Consider the following 21,934-nt stretch of genomic DNA (forward strand, 5'->3'; position numbering starts at 1 on the left):
AGCCATGTACTACCCATCTTTTACCCGCACCCTATCCCTGGCGCTCATCCTTGCCGCAAGTAACCTTTGCGCTCAGGAAGCTGATACTGTGGCCGAAACAAACGGTCCCAGCAATGAGCAGCGAGCCCCACAAAAATACCAAAGGGCTCAAGACCTGGCTTATGGCGCTACGCTTTACGAGTATTTTCAAGGGAATTACTTTGATGCCCTGAGCACACTGCTGGTTGCTCAACAGCGGGATTCAATTCAAATTCACAGGGATAACGCCGCATTGATAGAGGGCGGGATCAGCCTAGGGTTTGGTTTACATAGACGAGCAGCTGAACTTTTTGAACAGCAGAGTAATGTCGAGGCTGCGCCAAAATATCGCCGCACTGCCTGGTTAAAGCTGGCCGAATTAAATTACCTGAACGGTGATTTTGTCAGCGCAGCAGCACACTTGGAAAAGTCAGGGGTTGCCGAGGAGTCCTCTCTACCTCTCAACTTAGCGCTGCGCAATAAAGACCTCACCACGGCTCAAAAATTACTGGAAACCAGCGATTTATACCCTGCGGAAAAGTTATTGGGACATATCAACTTAGGCGCTGCCTTTGCCAGGTCCGGCCAATTGCCTGCAGCAATTCACGAATATCAAGTCGCTGTTGATTTTGCAGAAACAATTGATATTCCTTCATCTGAAATTCCCATACTCATTGATAAAGCCCATATTGGTATGGGGTACGCCCTGGCTCTTGCAGAGCAACACAGCGCAGCTAAAGAAGCCTTTTCCAGGGTTCGCCTCAACACGCCCTGGGCAACTCGCGCACTCCTGGGAATGGCTTGGTCCTCTATCAATGGTGAGGACTACCAAGCGGGCATAGACGCACTGCAATTTTTACTGGATAAACACCGCTACAGTCCCGCCGCACGGGAAGCGATGGTAGCCCTGCCTTATGGTTACGAAAAACTGGAAAATCGCTCTGTAGCCCTCAGAGCATATCAAAGCGCTGAAGCTTATTACCTGGAAACGCTTACTGAGTTACACCAGTTACAACAAGACCTGGCGACGGAACCGCTGGCCTATGATCCTGTTCAGCGCGAGGCTTGGCGCTATGGCTGGTTACAACTAGCCCAGGCCTCTCCCCTATTGCGCGATAACCAACACTTTCTGCGGCCAATCCTACAAAGTGACCACTTCCAATTGCGGCTCACCGAACTGCGCGATCTGCAGCAGCTCACCCAGGTCCTACAGACCTGGCAAGATAAACTACCCCAATTTGCTGACCTTATCGAAGAGCGTCACCTGCGCCGTACAACGATTATTGATAACTACAATAGCGCCCAGTTTGACCAGCAGTTGCAGATGGCAACACAGCAATATGATCATTTGAGGGCAGCTCTCGAGCATATTGAACAGGAGCGCGACGCACTCACTTTATTGGCGACCACCGCCACTCCAAATGAACAAAGTGAAACCCTCGAATTACTGGAAATTCTCACCGGCGCTCAAGAACGTCTTAAAAAAATCCAGCACAGCGGCAAGGCCAGCCAACAACAAGCAGAAACCCTGGCGAAAGCCCGGGGGATTTTGCTCTGGCAAGCCAGTGAACAGTATCACGAGAAGTTGTGGCAGCAGCAAAAATCCCTACAACTGCTCGAAGAGCAGTTACGCAGGGGGCGGGAACAACGCAAGAAAACAGATACCGAAGCACAGCGGGGGCCACAACTTCGCCAACTAGCCTATCGGGTGGTCACCGCCGGTGACGAAATTCCAGCTCAGCAAGCGGCGATTGGTCGAGCCAGCGAATTGATTGAAGCCGACCTACGCCGAGAGGTTATCGCCCAGCTGGGTAGGGAGCAGCAGCAAATTCACAATTATATGGCCCACACACGCCTGGCTATCGCACGTCTGCAAGACGCTGAAATGCAGGCGATCCCCGCAACCTCTCAGGCTAACAGTGACACGGATAATACCGGGGCCTCAGACAATGAATAACGCCCCTCACCCGGCAGCTGTGTTTGCCCTGCGCTCCCTGGCTATTGGTATTTGCTGTGCCCTGACAGCCTGTGGCAATCAACCGGTACAAACCCTGGCTGACCTGCCCCGCGCCAACCCACCCAGCCCCCAGGAAGAGGCACCGCAAAGTCCGCCCGTGCAAACCGTTATCGCGTTGGAAAACCTGGTGCAAAGTTACCGCATGGCACTGGAGAGCCACACCGATCCCAAGGTTCGGCAACAAATCCATCTGCGCCTGGCTGACTTGGAAATGGAACGACTGGAGCAAAAACAGTCCGACAATCCGGATACTATTGTCGACTACTCCAGCGCGGTCGATTATTACCAAAGCCTCTCTGCACAGCGCCCAAAAGATGATTACATTCTCTATCGCTTAGCCCGCGCCCGAGCACTGGACGGGGAAATGCCTGCGGCCTTACAGGCATTGGAAAAGATTGCCGGTAGCGCACCGGACTCACCGTTTATCGGCGAAGTCTTATTCCGCCGTGGCGAGGCGGCATTCAACCGCAAAGACTACCCCAGTGCCGCCCGAGATTTCCGTGCATTGCTCAAGCAGGGGCCGAGTCCATTTACGGATAATGCTCGCTATATGCTGGCTTGGTCAGAATTTAAATCGAGCAATTACCGCGCATCCACAGAAATTTTTCTCCAGTCGCTGGATATTTTGCACAGTGAGGAACAGGGGGAGGAACTCCCTGTTGGGCGGCAACGCCTGCGTGAAGACAGCCTGCGCGGGCTCGCATTAAACTTCAGCTACCTGGGAGGTGCTGAAGCCATTGAGCCTTTTAACCTCAATGGAGAGCCACGTCCCTATCAGCACCAGCTATACAGTGCACTCGGTACCTGGTATCGGGAAAAAGAGTTGTTCCGCAATAGTGCCGATACCTTTTTACAATTCGTCAATCACTACCCACAAACCCAGCAAGCCCCACAGCTTCATCTTCTCGCCGTTGAAACCTTGCAAGCGGGGAGACTACATAAGGAAGTTCTGCCCACGAAGCGGGACTTTGTGCGTCGCTATGGTGTGAACAGTGATTACTGGCAAGCAGCAGGTGAAACTCAACAACAGGAGTTGGCCAAAACCCTGCAACCATGGCTGTATGAATTGGCCCAGTTTGACCACGCCCGCGCTCAGGAATTGGCTCAGCAGGTCACAAAACTACCCGCGAATAAGGTGAAAGAACGTCGCCTTGTCAGCGCACAATCACTGGGTGCCTATCGCAGCGCCGCCGCGTTATATCAGGAATACGCGCAGACTTTTCCACAAGATCCACGCACGCCATCCATGGTTTTCCTGATGGCGGAGTGTCTTGAGCAGGCTGCAGATCACCCCGCCGCCTGGCGCGCTTACAGCCAGGTCGCCTGGGAATACCAAGATCCCAAGTATGCTGCCGAAGCCGGCTACGGAGCCATCCTCAGTGCAGCCAGAGTGCATGAACAAACTCCGGATCAAGAGTCGGAACAGAAAATCCTGTGGCTCGATCGCAATATCGAAGCGAGCCTGAAATTTGCACAGAGCTGGCCCCAAGACCCGAGAGCTCTGCCAGTACAGCTGGCCGCTGCCGATAAGTTGTTACAACAATCGCGCTTTGCCGAAGCCATCGCCGCTGCCGAGCACGCCGATCAATGGCAACCGCCAGCCAATAGGCAACAGCAAATAAGTATTGCAATAATACTGGCCCACAGCCATTTTTCCCTGAAGCAATATCCCCAGGCAGAGGCTGCCTATACCCGCGCGCTCGGCTACCAGCCAGACGATAAGCTGCGCAAAGACGCATTGCGCCAATTGCAGTTATCCATCTATCGCCAGGCAGAAATCATTTTGGCCCAGCGCGAGAGTGAGGATGCCGCTCCCAGTGAGGAAGCCCTCAATCACCTGCTGCGTATCCGCGATAGCGGGCGCACAGAGGTTGCGGCCACCGCCCAATATGATGCGATTAATTTTCTTATTCAATTAGGGCAGTGGCAGCGCGCCAGCACAGAACTCGCTGATTTCCGCCAGTTTTATCCCGCGCACACCTTGACGCCGACACTGGCTGCCAAAGCCATCGTTATCTTTGAAGCTCTGGAAATGCCGGCGGCTGCCGCCACAGAATTACTGCAATTAGCCGCTACAGATCCGGATCGGGAAGTTCGCCGTCAATCCCTGTTTATGGCAGCAGAAAACCTGCAAAAAGCCGGTGAATACAACAGGGCTATTGAAAGCTATCGCAACTACAGCAAATTGTGGCCAGAACCCGCCGAGCAACGTCTGGAAGCGCAATTTCAGCTGGTCGAAATCTACGCTCAGACCAAAAAGCCCACTAAGCGGAATTACTGGCTACAACAACTTGCACAGAACTCGCTGCAGTCACCCCGCGGGCGTTACCTGGCCGCTTATTCTCAAAGTGAACTGGCGGAACAAAGTTATGCGAAATTTGCTGAACTGGCACTGCGCTTGCCGTTAAAGACCAGTCTCGCTAATAAAAAGCGGGCCATGCAAACCACCGTGGCGGATTACCGCAAAGTCCTGGAGTTTGGCATCGCAGAATTCACCCCTCAAGCAAACTATCGCCTCGCGGAAGTTTACCGACAGCTCAGCCGTGACCTGATGGACTCACAGCGCCCTAAAAGCCTGAACGAGCTGGAATTGGAACAATACGAAATTCTGCTGGAGGAACAGGCCTATCCCTTCGAGGAGAAGTCCATAGAACTTCACGAGGCCAATATCCAGCGCACAGTTGAGGGTATTTACGACGACTGGGTTAAACGCAGCTTCCATTCACTGGGAGAGCTGTTACCCGCACGCTACAAAAAAGAAGAAAAAACCCTGGAGTGGAGTGATGCACTGCACTGAATCGAGCACCCAGAAATTAACTTCAATCGCACGGTTATTCACTACTGCGCTATTGGTTTTTTTACTCTCCGCATGTAGCGGTCTGCAAAAGACAATATCGCCCGCAGATAGTGACACCGCGCAACAACTGACAGAAAACCCCTACTTGCGGGATGGTAAAAGAGTACCGCAACAGGCCCGTGCGGCAATGGAACTGGCTCGCCAGAATTTTCAGGCAAATGATTTACCTGCGTCTGAATCGCAACTGCTCCAAATTACTGAAAAGTGGCCGGAGCTCTCTGGAGCCTGGCTTAACCTGGCAATCGTGCAACAGTCCGGCGAGAAATACGAGGAATCCGAGCGCAGCTTTCGCCAGGCTATTGCTGTAAACGATAACAATGTATTTGCCTGGAATCGTCTTGCCGCGCTGATGCGTGACCGGGGGCGGTTCGAAGATGCAGAGCAATACTACAACGCCGCCATAGAGCGTTGGCCACACTATGCCGATGCACACCGCAACCTGGGAATCCTCTACGACCTTTACCTGCAACAACCCGAGCGTGCCCTTCAGCATTATATGGCAGCGCAAGATTCCGGTACTGAACAGGATAAATTGCTCAGTGCATGGATACTCGAGCTGGAGCGGAGACTTTAACAATGAAATTATTTTCTAGCCTCATACTGAGCCTGTCTATCTTTGCATACGGCGCAACAGCAGAGGAAATAACAACGCTGGAGTCCACCGTAATTGGCAGTCAGGAACAACCTAAGGTTTTATATATCATTCCCTGGAAGCAAGCCGACAGTTTACAAAGGCTCGACAGCGTTCTGCCGCAAACTTTCTCCTCTGTATTTGAACATCAGGAATATTCTGAATTTCGGCGGGAAATAAAGCTGTTACAAGCTGAACAGGAAAAAACCGATTAGGCTGGCCCAGCAAAATTAAAAATAATTTTTTGCAGCGTATGGAAGCGGCACTGCTGAATTTATACAGCGAAGACATGGACCGCCGCAGCAGGCTTCAACGTCCCGCGGCCCTCTTTATACACCAAGGGTGGGAACTCAATCGCTCTCCCTTTGCACTACAAATTTATAACTTTATCTGTGGAGAATTAAATCATGGAATTCACTCAAGCGATGCTGCGTTTTTTCCAAAATGGCGGACCCTTCATGTACCCAATTGCAGTGGTCCTGGTTATCGGACTGGCAATGGTAGTAGAGCGCTGGATATTTTTATCACGCGCGCGGAATGCCAATAAAAAGGCGTATCAACAAGTATTGCCCATGTTGCAAAAACGCAGCTATCAAAGTGTCTTGCAGCTGGCCCGAGACAACGATGCAGCAATGGGCCGTATCGCCGCAGCGGGCATCAACACTTTGCAATTTGCCAAGCGCGAGGAAAATATTGCCCTGGCTATTGAGGAAGGGATTCTCGAAGCTGTTCCCCGTCTGGAAAAACGCACCAGTTACTTGGCCACTCTCGCTAATATTGCCACTCTGCTGGGCCTACTCGGCACTATTATGGGTCTGATTGCTGCATTTACTGCAGTAGCCAGTGCCGACCCATCTGAAAAAGCGACCATGCTCTCCACCAGTATTTCCGTAGCGATGAACACTACAGCATTCGGTTTGATTTCTGCCATTCCCCTGCTGTTGTTTAACTCAATGCTACAAAATAAAACCAATGAGATTGTCGATAGTTTGCAAATGGCCGGGGTTAAATTCCTTAATCTGCTGACCATGGGACGCCCACAGAAAGCGGAACAACGCACCGCTAACAGCTAAGGGATACCGCCATGCTGAACATAAATATTCGCCGGCGTGGATATGAGGAAGCGGAACTCGATATCACCTCGTTTATGAGTTTGATGACCATTTTGGTTCCTGTGCTACTGCTAAATATGGTGTTTTCCCATATCTCCGTGCTCAAGCTGAACCTGCCGGGTATCAGCGATGGAAGTTCCAGCAGTGTGGAGGAAAACCGCCAGCTCGAACTCGTTTTGCGCACGCAGTATGTCGATATCAATTATCCCGCTGGGCAGCGGGTTAAACGCATCCCACACGAAGAAAACTCACCGGATTTCGCCACGATATCTATCGTTTTACAGCAGATAAAACGGCAGTTGCGAGAAAAATCTATCGACAAAGATGATCTGGTGATCCTGTCAGAAAAGGGAACGCCTTACAAAACTCTGGTCACCGCCATGGATACTGCACGCAGCTACCGGGCTGTAGTGGCCGCATCTGTTGTTGATGCAGAACTGTTCCCCCAGATATCTCTCGGCGATGCACCGGAGCAGACAAAATAGCGGGGCCAAACTATGAAGATAAATGCAGCCGCAAAACTGCAAGAGCGCAGGCAAAGGCAAAAAAAGCAGCAGTCAAAACTGAACCTGGTATCACTGATGGATATCTTCACCATCCTGGTATTTTTCCTTCTGGTGAACTCAACCAGTGATGTTCAGGTTCTGCAGACTGATAAAACCATAAAACTGCCCAAGTCCACCTCACAACAGAAACCCGAGGTGACTACTGTAGTGCGGGTCAACAATAAACAGCTGTTTGTCGGGGACCGATTTATCGCCAGCATCGATGACATCGATCCCAGCGCAGAGAATATTGAAGCCCTGGTAACAGAGCTTAAATACCGTGCTGAACGAGCGGGAGAGCTGAGCGAAGCCCAGAAAACTCTGGGCCGAGCAGTGACTATTTTAGGTGATGAACAAGTTCCCTATGAGTTGCTGAAGCAGATCATGCACACCTGCGCAGCCGCAGACTTCCGCGATATGTCTTTCGCCGTAGAACAAACAGCGCCGGAAGATCCCTCGGGGGTGGAATCCTGATATGAGTACAGCAACCATTAGTTACGCCCCCTGGCAACTACAGGAAACAGTGCTTCCCTGGTCCGCCTCAAGAGAGGAGGATCAGCGCTTTATCAAATTGCTGCGCGGTGGCCTGATAGCCCTGGCCATCAGTGGCATTGCCGTTGCACTGGCGCCAGTACCCGAACTCACCCGGGAACAGGCCGAAAGGGTGCCACCACAGCTGGCCAAAGTGATTCTGGAAAAAAAGGAATTGCCAAAACCCAAGCCAAAGCCGAAACCCAAAGAGCAAAAGAAGCCCGAGGAAAAGAAAAAGCCCGAAGAGAAACCCAAAAAGAAAGCGGAAACACCCGACAAGCCCAAGCCTGTGGAGAAGCCGCGCAAGGTTGAAAATCCCCCGGTTGCCAAGGTACAGCAGGCCCGGGAGAAAGCGGCCAATAGCGGCCTGAATGCACTCGCCGATGATCTGTTGGATATGCGCGAGAGTTTTAATACATCGGATATTAGCCGGGGCCAGCTCAGCTCGGGGAATGCTACTGCCACTAAAATAGAACGCAGTATGATCGCGGATAAGTCAAAAGCCTCCAGCGGCGGCGTTGCCGCCGGCAGAGTGAGTCGCGATACCGGTGGTGTCTCACTGGCCGGGCGTGAGAACACCCGAGTGCAAAGTACCCAGGCAAAGGGTTCAGCCAATGAAGCGGTGGCCAAGGCCAGAGGGCAAAAATCCATACGTACCGACGATTCCATTCGCAGTGTTATGGAAGCCAATAAAGAGGCTATTATTGGAATCTATAACCGTGCGTTGCGCAGGGACCCAACTCTGCAGGGAAGGCTCACCGTACAGTTGGTGATCGCACCGAATGGTGCTATCGCGTCGATCAAATTGGTAGAGAGCGAGCTCAATAACCCGGCACTTGAACGCAAGTTGCTGGCGAGAATCCGCATGATCAATTTTGGTTCTGCCAACGTTGAGAGTACTACCAAGAACTACTCAATCGACTTCCTGCCTTCTTAAGTTCCGAGTAGCTATCTTGTCTGTAGCGTGGCGACACAGGGACGTGCCGCCATTTGAAGGGAGTTAATAGGTGGACAAGAAGCTGATCCACCCAATTAACTAAAGTAAATCCAGCGCATAGCGACGCAATGTTTGCATAGGAATAATTTCCAGCGCCTTCACATGTGTACTCTGTAAAAATACCCGGGGAGCCATATCCAATTTCTCCGCTTCGAGCCAGCGCGCGGCACAGAGACACCAACGATCCCCTTCCTTTAAACCGGGAAAATTAAACTCCTCTACCGGCGTACTCAAGTCATTGCCGCGACTGCGGGAAAATTCCAGGAACTTATCAGTCACGGCAACGCAAACGGTGTGAGAACCGAGATCCTCTTTACAGGTGTTACAGCAGCCATCGCGAAAGAAGCCTGTCTTCGGGTCCAGGCTACAAGGCACCAGTGGATCGCCAAAGACGTTGACTGAATTTTCTATCTCCATTCCTGACTCTCTCCACTTTTATCACCAATTAGCTGGATATCCACCAGTTGCCAGCGCAGACCATTGCGTTGCATCAACAGACGCAATTCAGGGCGGCCATGCTCACCATATTCAACACTCAGATGATTGAGGTCGGTAAAATGCCACCCCATGCGCTGCCAGGAATCTTCATCTTCTTCCGCTGCAGAAGTCTCATTCCCGGAAATATCCGGTGTTTCACTACCCTGTCGATAAATTTCCCGCTGAAATGCCTCCAGATCCTCTCCCCCACGAAGAAGGTCGGCAATGCCCTCAGGAGTAATAAACTGTTGTAAAAGTGGATCCATAAAGAAATTTGCACCAGCACTCAGTAATTCATCAAATTCCTGAGGAATAGAATTACTTAGGGAGTTCCTAAGTTGCTGCTGTATGCGGATCTTTAAATTGTCACGTAAAACAGGAAAATCGACATAATGCTCTAACGTGTCGATACTCTCAGTTCTAACCTGCGGCTGATCGGATTTAGCCATTTTCGCCGCACGTTGCAATTGCTCGATGGAATAAAACGGCAAGGCGACATATCCAGCGGCAATCAATACCAAAACCAGACCGCTCATCCACAGTATTTTTTTCATCAATTCTATTCCTTAGTCACTCCTCGGAGATTTTATGCTGAGAAAGATGTATCACCTAATTTGCCGATGTATTGGCGTGGCATTGTTCGCCACTCCCGCCTATGAGATATTCCCCTCCCAAGACTCTGCACCCCATAAATAATCTAAATCTCAATAAGGACAGCTAACAGGATGAGTGACATCTATAAGGCCCCTGAAGCAAATTTGGCCAATAGCCCAGTGAGTGACGACTCAGGCTCTATTGAAAAGGGCATTGCCGGGGATTATTCGTTTTCTATTGGGGAGACTCTTAGCGAAGCTTGGCAACGCACGAGTGGTAATAAAGGCACCGTTTGGGTGGGAGCATTGCTTTATTTCGTTGCCATTATTGCAATTACTATCGTCGCCACCTTAATTACTGGCGGCACTGCGGCTTTCAGCCCCGACAGCAACCCAGGCCCATTTGCCGAGGCTCTCTCTCAGCTGATCGTGACCTTTGCCGGCGCACCCTTGGCGGTGGGTATGACAATGATTGGTATCAAGATCGCCCGCGACGAGCAGACTTCTGGTACCGAGGTGTTTGCTCATTTCGACAAGATAGTGCCTCTCGGCTTTGCGACCATCGTTATGTATCTACTAATTGGGGTTGGTCTGATATTGCTGATAATTCCGGGTATTTACCTAATGATTGCTTATCTGATGACAATGCCCCTAATTGCCGATCGCAATCTGAGCCCCTGGGAGGCTCTGGAAACCTCCCGTAAAGCCATCACTAAGAACTGGTTTGCCTTCCTTGGTTTCGCAATTGTTATGATACTGATCTTTTTAGCTGGCAGCATTCCTCTGCTTATCGGCCTGATTTGGGCAATCCCCCTTTGTAGTATCGCTTTTGGTGTTGCCTACCGAAAAGTTTTCGGCGTTCCCAATCACAATTAAATTTCTCTACCAGACAGGAGCGGTGGCTTGCTGGATACCACCTATAACGTCGAAACACCTGAGGGGATCGATTTGCGCGCGCGGGCCGCTGGGCCCGTGCCACGTATCCTTGCGTATGCAGTGGATGTGTTTTATCGATCATTGATATTGGCCGCGATCGGCTTTGCCTTGCTATTTGCCGGCTTTGCCGGTGCGGGCATCTGGCTCGTCTGCGCCTTTCTTCTCGAGTGGTTTTACCCGGTGCTTTTTGAAGTTTTACGCGGTGGGCAAACACCGGGCAAAAAGGCCTTTGGCCTAATGGTGGTCAACGACAACCTTACGCCGGTATCCTGGGGAGCATCCATCGTTCGCAACCTGTTACGCTTCGCGGATTTTATGCCATTTGCCTACGCCACTGGCGTAATAAGCATGACACTGGGGCGTCACTTCCAGCGCCTTGGCGACCTGGCAGCAGCCACCCTGGTGGTCTATCGCGAAGAGGAAAAGGCACCAGTTACCCTGCCGGATACTACCCCGCTCCCACCACCGCAAAACCTCCGCCAGCAAGACCAACAGGCACTGGTTAGCCTTTTGGAGCGCCACCAGGATTTAAGCGAAGCGCGTCAGCAAGAGCTCGCAAATCTGCTCGAGCCGATTACTCGGAAAAGGGACAGCGATGCCTTGAGCTACCTGCGCTCCGTAGGCAGTTGGCTACTCGGTGGCAGGGGATAGGCAGAGTTACCTATGAAGCAGAGAGACTTTGAGAATCGCTACCGCGACAGCTGGGAGCAATTAGAAGCCTGGCTGAAAGCGGATCGGAACAAGTCCGAAGTTGCGGCCCTGGACCTACCCGTCGCCTATCGCAACCTTTGCCAGCAGCTGGCAATGGCTAAGGAGCGGCAATATACCAACCGCCTGATAGACCACCTCAACCAGCTGGTTATGGCGGCACATCACCGTGTCTACCGCCAGGAAACCTTGCGCCGCAAGGGATGGTTGCACTATTTGTTGGCAGGTTTTCCCCAAGCCGTGCGCGCTAATAGCCGCGCAGTACTGCTGGCATCCGCTTTGTTTTTAATACCTGGCCTGATCCTGGGAATCGGCACTTACAACAACGATGCCCTGGTGTACGCAGTAATGTCACCGGAACAGGTTATGGGTTTTGAATCCATGTATGATCCGGGCAACCGGGTACTGGGCCGCGAGCGCGGCTCTGATACCGACCTGTTCATGTTCGGTTTTTATATCAAAAACAATATTGGCATCGCCTTTCGCACCTTTGCCGGCGGTGTACTGTTTGGCCTTGGCTCAATTTTCTTCCTGGTGTTTAACGGCATCTATATTGGCGCAGCGTTTGGGCATATCACCCGGGTGGGCTTTGTCTCCACCTTCTACCCATTTGTGATTGGCCACGGCGCCTTTGAGTTGACCGCCATAGTCCTGGCGGGAGCAGCGGGCCTGATATTGGGACGCTCTCTAGTGGATCCGGGCCAGCACAGGCGCACGGTCGCACTGCGCTTGGCCGCTGTCGAAGCAATGAAGATTATGTACGGCACTTTCCTAATGCTGGTGATTGCCGCTTTCCTTGAAGCCTTCTGGTCCTCCAGTGCCAGCACACCGATTGCGATCAAGCTCGGGGTAGGCGCCCTGTTTTGGGTACTGGTCTTTGCGTACTTCATCCTGGCGGGACGCAGGGAGGGCGCAACTCATGCAAATTAAGAATCTGGCCGTGCGAGCCCGCTTACGCTCTCCCTGGGAGTCTGTCGATCTCGGTATCGCCCTGGCACGAAAATACTGGTGGCAACTTTTTATAGTCTACCTGTTGCCTGCAGCACCGCTATTTGCTTTGTGTTATTGGCTGTTTCCAGAGTCACCAACGCTCTCCATCTTATTTATTTGGTGGCTGAAACCCGTATTTGATCGGCTGCCCCTGTTTATGATCAGCCGCGCATTATTTGGCTCACCGGTATCCATTGGTGAGGCATTGAAGCATTTCTTTAGCCAGAATCGTCGCGACTGGTTAATGTGGCTTACCCTCCGTCGGCTGAGCCCCACACGCTCTTTCGATATGCCAGTTACCGTGCTGGAGCAATCCACGGGCAAGGCCCGTACCTCGCGCCTTGGGGTACTGCACCGCAAACACTCTGGGGCCGCCACCTGGCTAACACTAACGCTTTACCATATTGAGATATTTCTACTTGCCGCATTAAGTGTGATGGCATTTCTGTTTATCCCTGAACAGTATTCCGATGGGATCGATTGGATCCCTCTGCTCCAAGGGGACACTCAATGGCTGGAATGGATATATAACGGGCTCTACCTGTTTGTTATGGCAACAGTAGCCCCCTTCTATATCGTTAGCGGATTTTGCCTTTATATTGGCCGTCGTATTGAATTGGAAGGCTGGGATATAGAAATCCAGTTTCGGGACCTGCTGGAACGCCAGCAGCGTGAACAGGAGTCTCACCGCAAAAGAAAACCAAGCACTGCTGCCCTAATCCTGATCTGCGGGCTCACCTTTGGCTCATTAATTCCAGCGCCCCCCGCCAGTGCCGCATCCTTGGAAACCCCGCAGCAGGCCCAAGAGCATATTGACGAAATTCTCGCCGGCGATGACTTTCATCAAATGAAAGAGATCAGTGGTTGGCGCAAAAAAGACAAATCTGAAACAGAAGCCGTCAAAGAAAAGTTCCCCGAGTGGTTAATTAACTTTATCGAATGGCTTTTTGAGAACTCTAAAGATGCGCCTGAAGTTGACGATGAAGTTAAATGGGGCCCAACAATTGCGAAAATCCTGGAGCTGCTGCTTTGGATTGGCTTGGTATTCGGCCTGGGCTATCTGCTTTGGAGACATCACGATAAAATTCTTCAGAGCTTGAAATGGCAGCCTAAGCCAAAGAAAAAGCAGCCCGTCCCCGAAACCCTGTTCGGCCTGGATGTACGCCAATCGAGTCTGCCCGATGACGTTTGCGCGGAGGTCATGCGCCTGTGGACAGAGGGAGACAAGCGAGCCAGTTTGGGACTATTGTACCGCGCCACCCTCTCTCACCTGATTGAAGACTTCGAGTTTTATTTTGGCGATCACCTTACCGAAAGTGAATGCGCACAGCTGGTACAAGTAAGGCAACAGGAGCCGAATGAAGTACAGCGCCCAGTAAGTCCCGCCCTGAGTCAATTTGTACAAGAGCTTACTGCAAACTGGCAGCAGCTTGCCTATGCCCACCGGCCGCCAAAAAAGGCTCAGGTAAGCTCACTTTGTAGCCAATGGCAGGAGGAATTTGGCAATGACCGCTAAGAGAATTCTGTTGGCAGCTTTGGTCATAAGTGGCGTTGCACTTGTATGGCTATTCCTCACTTTCTACGAGCGCTACTCCAAGGAGATCGACAGCGGCTGGAGCATGGAAGCCAGACGAAATCCCTACCTGGCAGCAGAAAGATACCTCACCGATATCCAACTGGCGCCGCGTCAGGCAGATAATATATCTGTACTCCAAGGCCTCTCCTCCGATGCCACCCTGTTTATCAGCAGCTCCAGCCAGGTCTATAACCCCACCAAGGCCCAAGAGCTTCTCGAGTGGGTCGAGCGCGGTGGCCACGCCATCGTTGTAGCCTATACCGGCAACTTCGACAGCGACTCCGGGCGCAGTGAAAACCGCGATTGGCTACTTGAGTCCATGGACGTCTCCATCGAAGAGGGGCACAACAAGTTCGAACTGCAAGAAACCCTGGAGCAACTGCTCGGGGAGGATGCGGTACTCGAGCCTGAGCAGAGCCCCGCTGATGCCATGCGGGAGCACAATCGCAAACTGGACGAAGGCGAAACGGAAGATGAGCCGAAGGAACAAGAGGAGCCTCGCAACCCCGATGTGTCAGAAGAGGATCTGGTAACCCTGCCTGTTGAGGGCGGCAGCGAAATACAGCTATACCTCGATGCCAGCCACCTGCTCTACCATCCTTCGTTTAATGACGAGACTATCGACGGTGGGCCTGTTTTCTGGGCTAAGGTACGACGCGATGATGTCGGCGTACCGTTTATGCAGTTCGAGCGCGGCAACGGTGTGATTACCTTGATGACTGACAGTACCCTGTGGCAGTCCCAGCGTATTGGCCACTTCGATCACGCCTATTTCTTACAATTGCTGGCCGGCGAAGGAGAGTTTGTCTTTCTCACCCGCCCCCGCTTTGAAACCCTTTCTAAGGTTGCTCGTCAATACGCTGCAGAGTTTTTTCTCGCCGGCGCACTGGCCTTACTCGCTTGGCTATTACTACACGGGCGCCGCTTCGGCCCCTTGCAGCCGGAGCCAGAAGTGTCCCGCCGTTCTCTGCTAGAACATATATCCGCCTGCGGCCATTACTACTGGCAGGACGACCAGGGGGAAACCCTTCTGCGCGGCCATCGGGAAGAACTTCTACGTCGCCTTGGCGCCACCCATATCAACGCCACTAAAAAACGCAAACTGTGCGACAAGCTCTGTGCCTCCACCGGTATGGATGAACGGCTAATAGTTGAAACCCTGTGGGGCAAGCCCCCCACAACCGAAGAAACATTTACTGAACACATGCGTAATCTGCAGCGAATTGAGGCAGTCCTATGAACGAGACCACCCTTCAACCAGAACAACAAACCACGGGGCTATCACCTGACTGGCAGGCTGCGTCCGCCAAACTTCAGATACTGCGCAACAATATCAACCGGTTGCTGATTGGCCAGGAGCAGGTGGTTGACCAGGTACTCGTAGCTCTGCTGGCTTCTGGCCACGTACTGCTCGAAGGTGTACCCGGACTCGGCAAAACCCTTCTGGTGCGCACCCTGGCCAACTGCTTTGGCGGCAATTTCCGCCGCATCCAGTTTACCCCGGATTTGATGCCCGCCGACGTTACCGGCCACGCCATGTACAACATGGGAGAGAGCCGCTTTGAGGTGCGTCGCGGGCCGGTATTTACCAACCTGCTGCTGGCGGATGAAATCAACCGCGCCCCCGCCAAAACCCAGGCCGCCCTGCTGGAGGTGATGCAGGAGAAGCAGGTCACTATCGACGGCCAGGCACTGAAAGTACCCAGTCCATTTATGGTACTCGCCACTCAAAACCCCATCGAGCAGGAAGGTACCTACCCGCTGCCAGAGGCGGAACTGGACCGATTCCTGCTGAAAGTCCTCATCGATTACCCCAGCCTCGAAGCGGAACTGAAATTGGCCGCCGCCGCCAGCAGTGGCCGAATTGAGCGCAGCCTGCAGGAAAAGCTGGCCGGGGAAATTACTGTCGAGGGATTGCAACAACTTCAGGCCCTGGTGCCCCAGGTGGGATTGGACGAACAGGTATTGAATTACGCCGTGCGGCTGGTGCGCGCCACCCGCCAATCACCGCAGCTGCGCAGCCCCGCCGGCCCGCGCGCCAGTATCGGCCTGCTGCAGGCAGCCCGCGCCAATGCGCTGTTACAGGGACGGGAATTTGTACTGCCGGATGATATCAAGGCCATGGCCATCCCGGTAATGCGCCACCGTATCGGCCTATCTCCAGATATGGAAATTGACGGTGAAACTGCTGACACGGCGCTGGCAATGATTATCGACAGTGTTGAGGCGCCGCGACTGTGACACAGACTGTAGCTGCAACAGAGCAACAGGCAGCACCAGCGCAAAGCGGTCGCACCGGCCCGAGTCCGCGCCTGGTCAAACTGCTCGGCTACTGGTGCCTGGCGGCTCTGGCAATTACAGCAGCGCGAATTTGGTTTCCGCAAGCCAGCTCATTTATCGGCAACCTTTGGTGGGGAGCGAGTGCCCTGTTAATCAGCGCCACCCTGCTGGACTATCTCACCGGTTACCGTGTAACCGGTCTGCAGGGGCTGCGGCGATTGCCCGGCAACCTGGCCCTGGGCGTACGCAATACTGCGCGGCTAAAACTTCACAATACCGGCCCACGCCCACTATTACTCCAGGTTTCCGACTCAATCCCACAGCAACTGGGATCGACAGGGCTGCCGCGCTCCGCACAACTTAACCCGGACCAGGAAATCACCATCGAGTACGACCTGGTACCCCGTCGCCGCGGCAGCGCCTCTTTTGGGCGAATCGAGGTACTGGCCAACTCCCCCTGGGGACTCTGGCAGACAAGGGTATGGTTGGGACAGGAGCAGACCGTCAAGGTCTACCCCAATTTTCTCGGTATCTCCTCGCTGCAGTCTCTCTCCACCGAACAGAGCCTGCGCCTGATGGGATTGCACCAGCAGCAGCGTCGCGGTGAGGGCATGGACTTCCGCCAGCTGCGGGAATACCGCCAGGGAGACAGCCAGCGACAAGTGGATTGGCGCGCAAGTTCACGGCTGCGCAAACTGATCAGCCGTGAATACCAGGACGAGCGCGACCAGGAAATTATTTATATGCTGGATTGCGGCCGCCGAATGCGCGCTAAAGACGGCGAGCTGAGTCACTTTGACCACGCACTCAATGGCTTGCTGCTTTCAGCTTATGTCGCCATCAAACAGGGGGACGCGGTCGGCTTGCAGGCATTTGCTGCGGCACAGGAGAGCAGTGGTGGACAGCTGCCTCCAGTAAAAGGCGAAAGTGCAATCAACCTACTGTTGAATAATGTCTACGACCTCCACTCTGGCACCAGTAGCGCAGATTACACTAGCGCCGCACAACAGCTGATGGCCCATCACAAGCGCCGTGCCCTGGTAATCCTGATTACCAACTTGCGCGATGAAGATAGTGATGAACTCCTAGCCGCAGTCAAATTGCTGTCGCGCAATCACCTGGTGATGATTGCCAGTCTGCGGGAGACTTCTGTGGACAAATTGCTGCAACAGCCGATTCAGAGCTTTGATAGTGCAATAAACAGTGCAGCAGCGAGGGACTTCCTGCGCCGCCGAGAGCAATTACTTCAGCATTTGCAGGCACACAATGTCATAGTGGTTGACTCGAGGCCGGAGCTTTTGCACCAGTCTCTGGTAGAGGCCTATTGGCGCCTAAAGCGCAGCGGCAGAATCTGAATCGTCAAATTCACCGAGTGGGGACTCTCCGAGCCCCCACTATTTAAACCTTCTCTATAACCTTCCCACTAACCGCAATAATCCAGGGCTGTCCGGGAACTCTCCCCAATCCCGGGAATCTCTTATTGAGCGCGCTACCTCCTGGAACCTTTAGCTTCCAGCAAAGTTAGATTTATTTTTAGAATGCGCTGAAGAAAAGAAATTAAATTCCGACAAAACCTGATAAAGCTCAATTTACCTCGTATTAGTTCGCAAAAGTTAACTTGGGGCAGTGGCACTTTGCTGTATCACCCGTTAACCTCTTGTTACTCATCTCCGGGTATTTAAAATGGGCCCGGGAAAAGTACAGACCTTCTTATTTATGAGCGGTAAGCGCACCATCCAATACTGTTCCCGTCTGTCCCAGTGGCAGGCGCTATTGCTATTGCTGGTATTTCTCAGCGCGCGAGGCCTGGTTCCTGCAGGTTTTATGCCGGCAGATTTTGCAGCGGGAACGCCCTATGGGCTCTGCCATGGCGATAGCCGCAGCGCTTTATTGCTCAATGCCCTCAAAGCGAACTCTCACAGCGATCATCACGGCGACCACTCTTCAAGCCACAACCACGATACGCTTACCGCTCACTCATTTGCCGATAACCATTGTAATTTTTCCGCCGCTGCCAGTATTGCCAGCGCACCAACTACAGAACTGGAAATAGTCCTACCCGGTTTTACTCAACCGCCCTCTTATCCGGCTTTTTTCCGCGTTATCTCTAACGCTTACAGCCGCCCACTAATTCGCGCCCCCCCGGTTTAATTCCTTTTTTATTCCAACATCATCACTCCGCAGTTCGCTGTGGACCGCAAGTCTCATTGCTGTCTTAACATTTTCAGCGCTTTGAGCCTTGCCAAAATACGACCACTTTTTCAGGTGGGGATATGTCGCGTGCGCCAAATATTACTCAGGCCTGCGCGCTCACTGCTGCGTGTTCGAAACGCCAGCGAAAAGGATTGAAAACCATGCATCAGAGCATCAACGCAAAAATTTTTCTGAAAAAACCTCTCAGCCTGGCACTTGCTGCCTGCTGTACCTTTTCAGCACATCTCGCAGCGGAAGAATCCGAAGAGTCAGAACCATTAAAAGATAGTGAAATGGAACAAATGGTGGTTACTGGGGTAAAGACTGAACTCCCCCTCAATCTGGTAACCGACCCGAAAAAACCCCGTCAGCCATTACCTGCCAATGACGGCGCCGACTACCTGAAAACAATTCCGGGATTTTCCGTAGTGCGTAAAGGCGGTACCAGTGGCGATCCGATGCTTCGCGGAATGGGGGGCTCGCGCCTGGGAATGGTAGTGGATGGAGAAACAATGGCGGGTGGTTGTCCCAGCCGAATGGACCCACCTACAGCCTATATTTTTCCCGAGGCAATGGACGAAATTGAAGTTATTAAAGGGCCACAGAGCGTCCTCTATGGCCCGGGAAATTCCGCCGGCGTAGTTGTATTTAATCAGCAGCAGGAGCGCCCCACTGAAAGCGACTGGAATATGCATGCGAGCCTGCTCGGCGCCAGTGCCGAGCGTCGCGATGGTCTATTCGATATCTCCTATAGTTCGCCGCAGTTTTCTATCCGCAGCTCCTCGACCTCGGCATCTGCGGACGACTACGAAGACGGGGATGGCAATGAGGTAAATTCCAGTTATGAGCGCTGGAGCAGCCAGGTCAATTTGGCCTGGACACCCAGCGACGATACACGGGTCGAGTTTGATACTGCATTTAGCGATGGTGAAGCTGCCTATGCAGATCGGGGAGTCGACGGTTCCAAGTTTGCCCGTGAGAGCCACAAAGCGAAATATGTCCGCAGCAATATCAGTAGCTGGCTCGACTCAATTGAGCTCCAGGCCTACTACAACTATATCGACCACATCATGGATAACTACAGCCTGCGCGAGCTATCCAGCACCGCTACCCCCATGGTCATGAATCTCGATAGTGAGACCACAGGTTTCAAGGTGGCTCTGGTGTTTACGCCTATGGACGATGTGGAATTGACCAGTGGAATTGATGCCCGGGAAAATCGCCACACCGGCCGCTCGACCATGAACCAGTCCACCATGGACTACCGGGATATGAAGCGAGAGGCCGATGCCGAATTTAGCCAGCTGGGGTTATTTTCTGAGGCCAGCTGGCAAGTCGCAGCCAATCAACGCTGGATCGCCGGTGCACGAGTGGATGATTGGGAAGTAAAAGACCTTCGCGATGAAGTTGCTCTATCCATGATGTCCTCAGTGGATAACCCCACTGCGGGAGAAACTCGCTCAGAGCTATTGAGCAGCGGCTTCCTGCGCTATGAATATGGTCTCGAAAGCGGCCCCAATAGTTCTGCCACACTCTTTGCCGGGCTCGGCTACACTGAGCGCTTCCCCGATTATTGGGAAATTTTCTCCTACGAGACAGCAGACTCCTACAGCGCACTGGATATCGAATCAGAAAAGACCACCCAGCTGGATATCGGCTATATCTATCGCGGAGAAAAACTCTCTGCCAGTGTCTCCGGATTCGTCAATCAGATTGATGACTACCTGATGATTGAGAAGGATTACGAAAAAGCGGCAGTAATGAGTAGCATGGACTCTATGGGTAGTATGAATATGGATACTATGGACTCCTCCGATATTCGCACTACCTCCATTGTCAGAAACATCCAGGCGCGCTCCTGGGGTTTGGAGTTTGACTCCTCATATCAGCTCAACGAGCAGTGGCGCACTGAATTCACCGTAACATCTGTTCGCGGTGCCAACGAAACCGATGGCACTACCTTGGCACAACTGCCGCCTCTGGAGGGCCGCCTGGGACTCTACTATGAACAGGCCCAGTGGTCAGCAGGTGTTTTATGGCGCGCTATCGCAAGCCAGGACCGGGTGGATATCGGCAAAGGCAATATTGTTGGTCAGGATATTGGTGCAACCGACTCTGCCAACGTCGTTTCCATCAATGCCGGCTGGAAACCCAGTAAAAGTGTACTGGTAACTACCGGTATCGATAACCTATTCGATGAGACTTACGCTGAACATATCAGTCGCTCTGGAGCCAATATTATTGGTTTCGATCAGTTGACCCGGGTTAACGAACCGGGACGCACCTTCTGGCTGAAAGCCATTTATCGAATTTAAAAGCTATTGGGGCCCCAGGGCCCCTTTTCCATTCTATAAAAAAATCAGTATTTAATTAAGAAATTTCTACGAATAAATTATTGAGAAAAATAGGTTAAAAGGCGGAGGGCATACTAAAAGCGGTAGGAAAAATTCAAACTCAGGGTACGCAGATGCCCGAGGTTAACACGTTCTATTTTGCCAATATTATTGTAGTTATACTCTAATGAAGTATCGAAATCCTGAGTCCACATAATTCGGTAACCCACTCCGGCGTTCCAAAAGGTATCACTGCCACTGGCATCAATAACATAGATATATCGATCATCCGGATAAAATGGTGGGTATTCTCGATACCAATAGCCTCTTCTTATAACATTGTTCAAATCCACATCGGCATAATTATATCCCACCATCCAATAGAGACATTGAACGTGACAATTCAGGGTAAAATCAATTTTAAAATTTAAACCTACCTGATCTACTGTGACATGATTGTCATCAAAATGTGACGCCCGCAGCTCAACTTGCCAGACTCCTACCGCCGGCGTAATTCCAAGGCTGACATAGCCAAAAGAATCCCGCTGCTTATTTAACTGCTGCTCGCCACTCCCAAAACCAACGGTACCGATAATCCGGTACTCTCCCGTGGCTACACCATCAAAAGGATTATTCGCCTCGAATCCATAACTGGACGCAGCTATAAAAAAGGAAAGCAGGTAGACGGATAGCTTTATCATCGCCACTCACATCAAAAAGCCAGTCATCAAGTTCAAGCTCAGTGAATTATTTCAAGTTGTTTCTACATCAATAATGGCCCAGACGCCTCCTACAAAAGCCGGGTTTTTCTTCAGGTTGTCTACATCACCTGCTTGCGGCATTGGCTGTCCAGCCTGACGGAGCTCTTCCAACCGCTGAAAAATCGTTTCAGCCATTTTTTGCAGGGTCCCCTCAAGGGTATCGGCATAGCAGTGGCAATGCGGCAGATCCGGTGCAATGGCACCAAATCCGGCATATTCAATATTGTGCACCACAACCGGGTAGCGCATTGAAAAATACTCTTATGTATTAGCTTTCCAAAGCGTAGACTGCTTTACATTTTACGGGGGAATTTGGCAAGGAAATTAGCTAATTAGCTGGGAAATAATATTTCGCGCTGGCACAGATTCAACACTATAA

General features: G+C 52.1%; 21 protein-coding genes. 17 read left to right on the forward strand and 4 right to left on the reverse strand.

The features are described 5' to 3' along the window. The first annotated feature begins 4 nt into the window (after positions 1-4). From ACJJI8_RS04690 to ACJJI8_RS04725, 8 genes are all read left to right on the forward strand, one after another. Positions 5-1,975, forward strand: a complete 1,971-nt coding sequence (locus ACJJI8_RS04690; protein WP_444934416.1) for an ATP-binding protein — start codon at positions 5-7, stop codon at positions 1,973-1,975. Beyond that, positions 1,968-4,832, forward strand: a complete 2,865-nt coding sequence (locus tag ACJJI8_RS04695; RefSeq protein WP_444934417.1) for a tetratricopeptide repeat protein — start codon at positions 1,968-1,970, stop codon at positions 4,830-4,832. The genes ACJJI8_RS04690 and ACJJI8_RS04695 overlap by 8 nt, the downstream gene beginning before the upstream one ends. Continuing rightward, the gene (locus ACJJI8_RS04700) at positions 4,819-5,466 is read left to right on the forward strand and encodes a tetratricopeptide repeat protein (RefSeq protein ID WP_444934418.1); all 648 of its coding nucleotides are present in this window, start codon (positions 4,819-4,821) and stop codon (positions 5,464-5,466) included. The genes ACJJI8_RS04695 and ACJJI8_RS04700 overlap by 14 nt, the downstream gene beginning before the upstream one ends. 2 nt (positions 5,467-5,468) lie before the next feature. Beyond that, positions 5,469-5,738, forward strand: coding sequence for a hypothetical protein (locus ACJJI8_RS04705; protein ID WP_413663684.1), 270 nt, complete (start codon positions 5,469-5,471; stop codon positions 5,736-5,738). 192 nt (positions 5,739-5,930) lie between these two features. Further along, positions 5,931-6,596 carry a MotA/TolQ/ExbB proton channel family protein gene (locus tag ACJJI8_RS04710; protein WP_108734861.1) on the forward strand — a complete coding sequence of 222 codons (666 nt, stop codon included), beginning with the start codon at positions 5,931-5,933 and terminating at the stop codon, positions 6,594-6,596. Between the two features lie 11 nt (positions 6,597-6,607). Continuing rightward, positions 6,608-7,120, forward strand: a complete 513-nt coding sequence (locus tag ACJJI8_RS04715; protein ID WP_444915256.1) for a biopolymer transporter ExbD — start codon at positions 6,608-6,610, stop codon at positions 7,118-7,120. Positions 7,121-7,132: 12 nt separating this feature from the next. Next, positions 7,133-7,654: an ExbD/TolR family protein gene (locus tag ACJJI8_RS04720; protein WP_413663686.1), complete on the forward strand. Its 522-nt coding sequence runs from the start codon at positions 7,133-7,135 to the stop codon at positions 7,652-7,654. A 1-nt stretch (position 7,655) separates the two neighbouring features. Next, on the forward strand, positions 7,656-8,648 hold the full coding sequence (locus tag ACJJI8_RS04725; protein WP_444934419.1) for an AgmX/PglI C-terminal domain-containing protein: 993 nt from the start codon (positions 7,656-7,658) through the stop codon (positions 8,646-8,648). 99 nt (positions 8,649-8,747) lie between these two features. On the opposite strand, the gene ACJJI8_RS04730 is transcribed toward ACJJI8_RS04725, so the two are convergent. Both ACJJI8_RS04730 and ACJJI8_RS04735 read right to left on the reverse strand, forming a co-directional pair. After that, a complete protein-coding gene (locus ACJJI8_RS04730) occupies positions 8,748-9,125 on the reverse strand; it encodes a DUF2237 family protein (RefSeq protein ID WP_413663688.1) in 378 nt (125 codons plus the stop codon). After that, positions 9,116-9,739, reverse strand: a complete 624-nt coding sequence (locus ACJJI8_RS04735; protein ID WP_444906960.1) for a DUF2939 domain-containing protein — start codon at positions 9,737-9,739, stop codon at positions 9,116-9,118. Before ACJJI8_RS04735 ends, ACJJI8_RS04730 begins: the two co-directional genes overlap by 10 nt. Positions 9,740-9,910: 171 nt before the next feature. Here ACJJI8_RS04735 and ACJJI8_RS04740 point away from each other — a divergent pair, with 171 nt between their 5' ends. The 9 genes from ACJJI8_RS04740 to ACJJI8_RS04780 all read left to right on the forward strand — a co-directional run bounded on the left by ACJJI8_RS04740 (position 9,911) and on the right by ACJJI8_RS04780 (position 20,776). After that, positions 9,911-10,654 carry a DUF2189 domain-containing protein gene (locus tag ACJJI8_RS04740; protein WP_444906959.1) on the forward strand — a complete coding sequence of 248 codons (744 nt, stop codon included), beginning with the start codon at positions 9,911-9,913 and terminating at the stop codon, positions 10,652-10,654. A 27-nt stretch (positions 10,655-10,681) separates the two neighbouring features. After that, on the forward strand, positions 10,682-11,365 hold the full coding sequence (locus tag ACJJI8_RS04745; protein ID WP_444906958.1) for an RDD family protein: 684 nt from the start codon (positions 10,682-10,684) through the stop codon (positions 11,363-11,365). 12 nt (positions 11,366-11,377) lie between these two features. Then, positions 11,378-12,352: a stage II sporulation protein M gene (locus tag ACJJI8_RS04750; protein ID WP_444906957.1), complete on the forward strand. Its 975-nt coding sequence runs from the start codon at positions 11,378-11,380 to the stop codon at positions 12,350-12,352. Continuing rightward, the gene (locus tag ACJJI8_RS04755; RefSeq protein ID WP_444934420.1) at positions 12,342-13,928 is read left to right on the forward strand and encodes a DUF4129 domain-containing protein; all 1,587 of its coding nucleotides are present in this window, start codon (positions 12,342-12,344) and stop codon (positions 13,926-13,928) included. The genes ACJJI8_RS04750 and ACJJI8_RS04755 overlap by 11 nt, the downstream gene beginning before the upstream one ends. After that, positions 13,918-15,228 carry a DUF4350 domain-containing protein gene (locus tag ACJJI8_RS04760; RefSeq protein ID WP_444934421.1) on the forward strand — a complete coding sequence of 437 codons (1,311 nt, stop codon included), beginning with the start codon at positions 13,918-13,920 and terminating at the stop codon, positions 15,226-15,228. The genes ACJJI8_RS04755 and ACJJI8_RS04760 overlap by 11 nt, the downstream gene beginning before the upstream one ends. Continuing rightward, entirely contained in the window at positions 15,225-16,229 is a 1,005-nt protein-coding gene (locus ACJJI8_RS04765; RefSeq protein WP_444934422.1) for an AAA family ATPase, read from the forward strand. The genes ACJJI8_RS04760 and ACJJI8_RS04765 overlap by 4 nt, the downstream gene beginning before the upstream one ends. Then, positions 16,226-17,623, forward strand: a complete 1,398-nt coding sequence (locus ACJJI8_RS04770) for a DUF58 domain-containing protein (protein WP_444915252.1) — start codon at positions 16,226-16,228, stop codon at positions 17,621-17,623. The genes ACJJI8_RS04765 and ACJJI8_RS04770 overlap by 4 nt, the downstream gene beginning before the upstream one ends. A gap of 328 nt (positions 17,624-17,951) precedes the next feature. Next, entirely contained in the window at positions 17,952-18,419 is a 468-nt protein-coding gene (locus ACJJI8_RS04775) for a hypothetical protein (protein ID WP_444906953.1), read from the forward strand. A gap of 122 nt (positions 18,420-18,541) precedes the next feature. Continuing rightward, positions 18,542-20,776: a TonB-dependent copper receptor gene (locus ACJJI8_RS04780; protein ID WP_444915251.1), complete on the forward strand. Its 2,235-nt coding sequence runs from the start codon at positions 18,542-18,544 to the stop codon at positions 20,774-20,776. A gap of 113 nt (positions 20,777-20,889) precedes the next feature. On the opposite strand, the gene ACJJI8_RS04785 is transcribed toward ACJJI8_RS04780, so the two are convergent. Next, positions 20,890-21,495 (reverse strand): outer membrane beta-barrel protein, encoded by a 606-nt coding sequence (locus ACJJI8_RS04785; RefSeq protein ID WP_444915250.1) that lies wholly within the window; start codon positions 21,493-21,495, stop codon positions 20,890-20,892. Positions 21,496-21,546: 51 nt separating this feature from the next. Beyond that, positions 21,547-21,804 (reverse strand): type II toxin-antitoxin system HicB family antitoxin, encoded by a 258-nt coding sequence (locus ACJJI8_RS04790; RefSeq protein ID WP_108734877.1) that lies wholly within the window; start codon positions 21,802-21,804, stop codon positions 21,547-21,549. Positions 21,805-21,934: the final 130 nt, after the last annotated feature.

The organism is Microbulbifer maximicatervae (SeqCode) (assembly GCF_052467695.1).

Bases quoted from the DNA above. Each gene is read 5' to 3' on its own strand.
- ACJJI8_RS04690 (WP_444934416.1), top strand. From the start codon at position 5: ATGTACTACCCATCTTTTACCCGCACCCTATCCCTGGCGCTCATCCTT.
- ACJJI8_RS04695 (WP_444934417.1), top strand. From the start codon at position 1,968: ATGAATAACGCCCCTCACCCGGCAGCTGTGTTTGCCCTGCGCTCCCTG.
- ACJJI8_RS04700 (WP_444934418.1), top strand. From the start codon at position 4,819: ATGCACTGCACTGAATCGAGCACCCAGAAATTAACTTCAATCGCACGG.
- ACJJI8_RS04705 (WP_413663684.1), top strand. From the start codon at position 5,469: ATGAAATTATTTTCTAGCCTCATACTGAGCCTGTCTATCTTTGCATAC.
- ACJJI8_RS04710 (WP_108734861.1), top strand. From the start codon at position 5,931: ATGGAATTCACTCAAGCGATGCTGCGTTTTTTCCAAAATGGCGGACCC.
- ACJJI8_RS04715 (WP_444915256.1), top strand. From the start codon at position 6,608: ATGCTGAACATAAATATTCGCCGGCGTGGATATGAGGAAGCGGAACTC.
- ACJJI8_RS04720 (WP_413663686.1), top strand. From the start codon at position 7,133: ATGAAGATAAATGCAGCCGCAAAACTGCAAGAGCGCAGGCAAAGGCAA.
- ACJJI8_RS04725 (WP_444934419.1), top strand. From the start codon at position 7,656: ATGAGTACAGCAACCATTAGTTACGCCCCCTGGCAACTACAGGAAACA.
- ACJJI8_RS04730 (WP_413663688.1), bottom strand. From the start codon at position 9,125: ATGGAGATAGAAAATTCAGTCAACGTCTTTGGCGATCCACTGGTGCCT.
- ACJJI8_RS04735 (WP_444906960.1), bottom strand. From the start codon at position 9,739: ATGAAAAAAATACTGTGGATGAGCGGTCTGGTTTTGGTATTGATTGCC.
- ACJJI8_RS04740 (WP_444906959.1), top strand. From the start codon at position 9,911: ATGAGTGACATCTATAAGGCCCCTGAAGCAAATTTGGCCAATAGCCCA.
- ACJJI8_RS04750 (WP_444906957.1), top strand. From the start codon at position 11,378: ATGAAGCAGAGAGACTTTGAGAATCGCTACCGCGACAGCTGGGAGCAA.
- ACJJI8_RS04755 (WP_444934420.1), top strand. From the start codon at position 12,342: ATGCAAATTAAGAATCTGGCCGTGCGAGCCCGCTTACGCTCTCCCTGG.
- ACJJI8_RS04760 (WP_444934421.1), top strand. From the start codon at position 13,918: ATGACCGCTAAGAGAATTCTGTTGGCAGCTTTGGTCATAAGTGGCGTT.
- ACJJI8_RS04765 (WP_444934422.1), top strand. From the start codon at position 15,225: ATGAACGAGACCACCCTTCAACCAGAACAACAAACCACGGGGCTATCA.
- ACJJI8_RS04775 (WP_444906953.1), top strand. From the start codon at position 17,952: ATGGGCCCGGGAAAAGTACAGACCTTCTTATTTATGAGCGGTAAGCGC.
- ACJJI8_RS04780 (WP_444915251.1), top strand. From the start codon at position 18,542: ATGTCGCGTGCGCCAAATATTACTCAGGCCTGCGCGCTCACTGCTGCG.
- ACJJI8_RS04785 (WP_444915250.1), bottom strand. From the start codon at position 21,495: ATGATAAAGCTATCCGTCTACCTGCTTTCCTTTTTTATAGCTGCGTCC.
- ACJJI8_RS04790 (WP_108734877.1), bottom strand. From the start codon at position 21,804: ATGCGCTACCCGGTTGTGGTGCACAATATTGAATATGCCGGATTTGGT.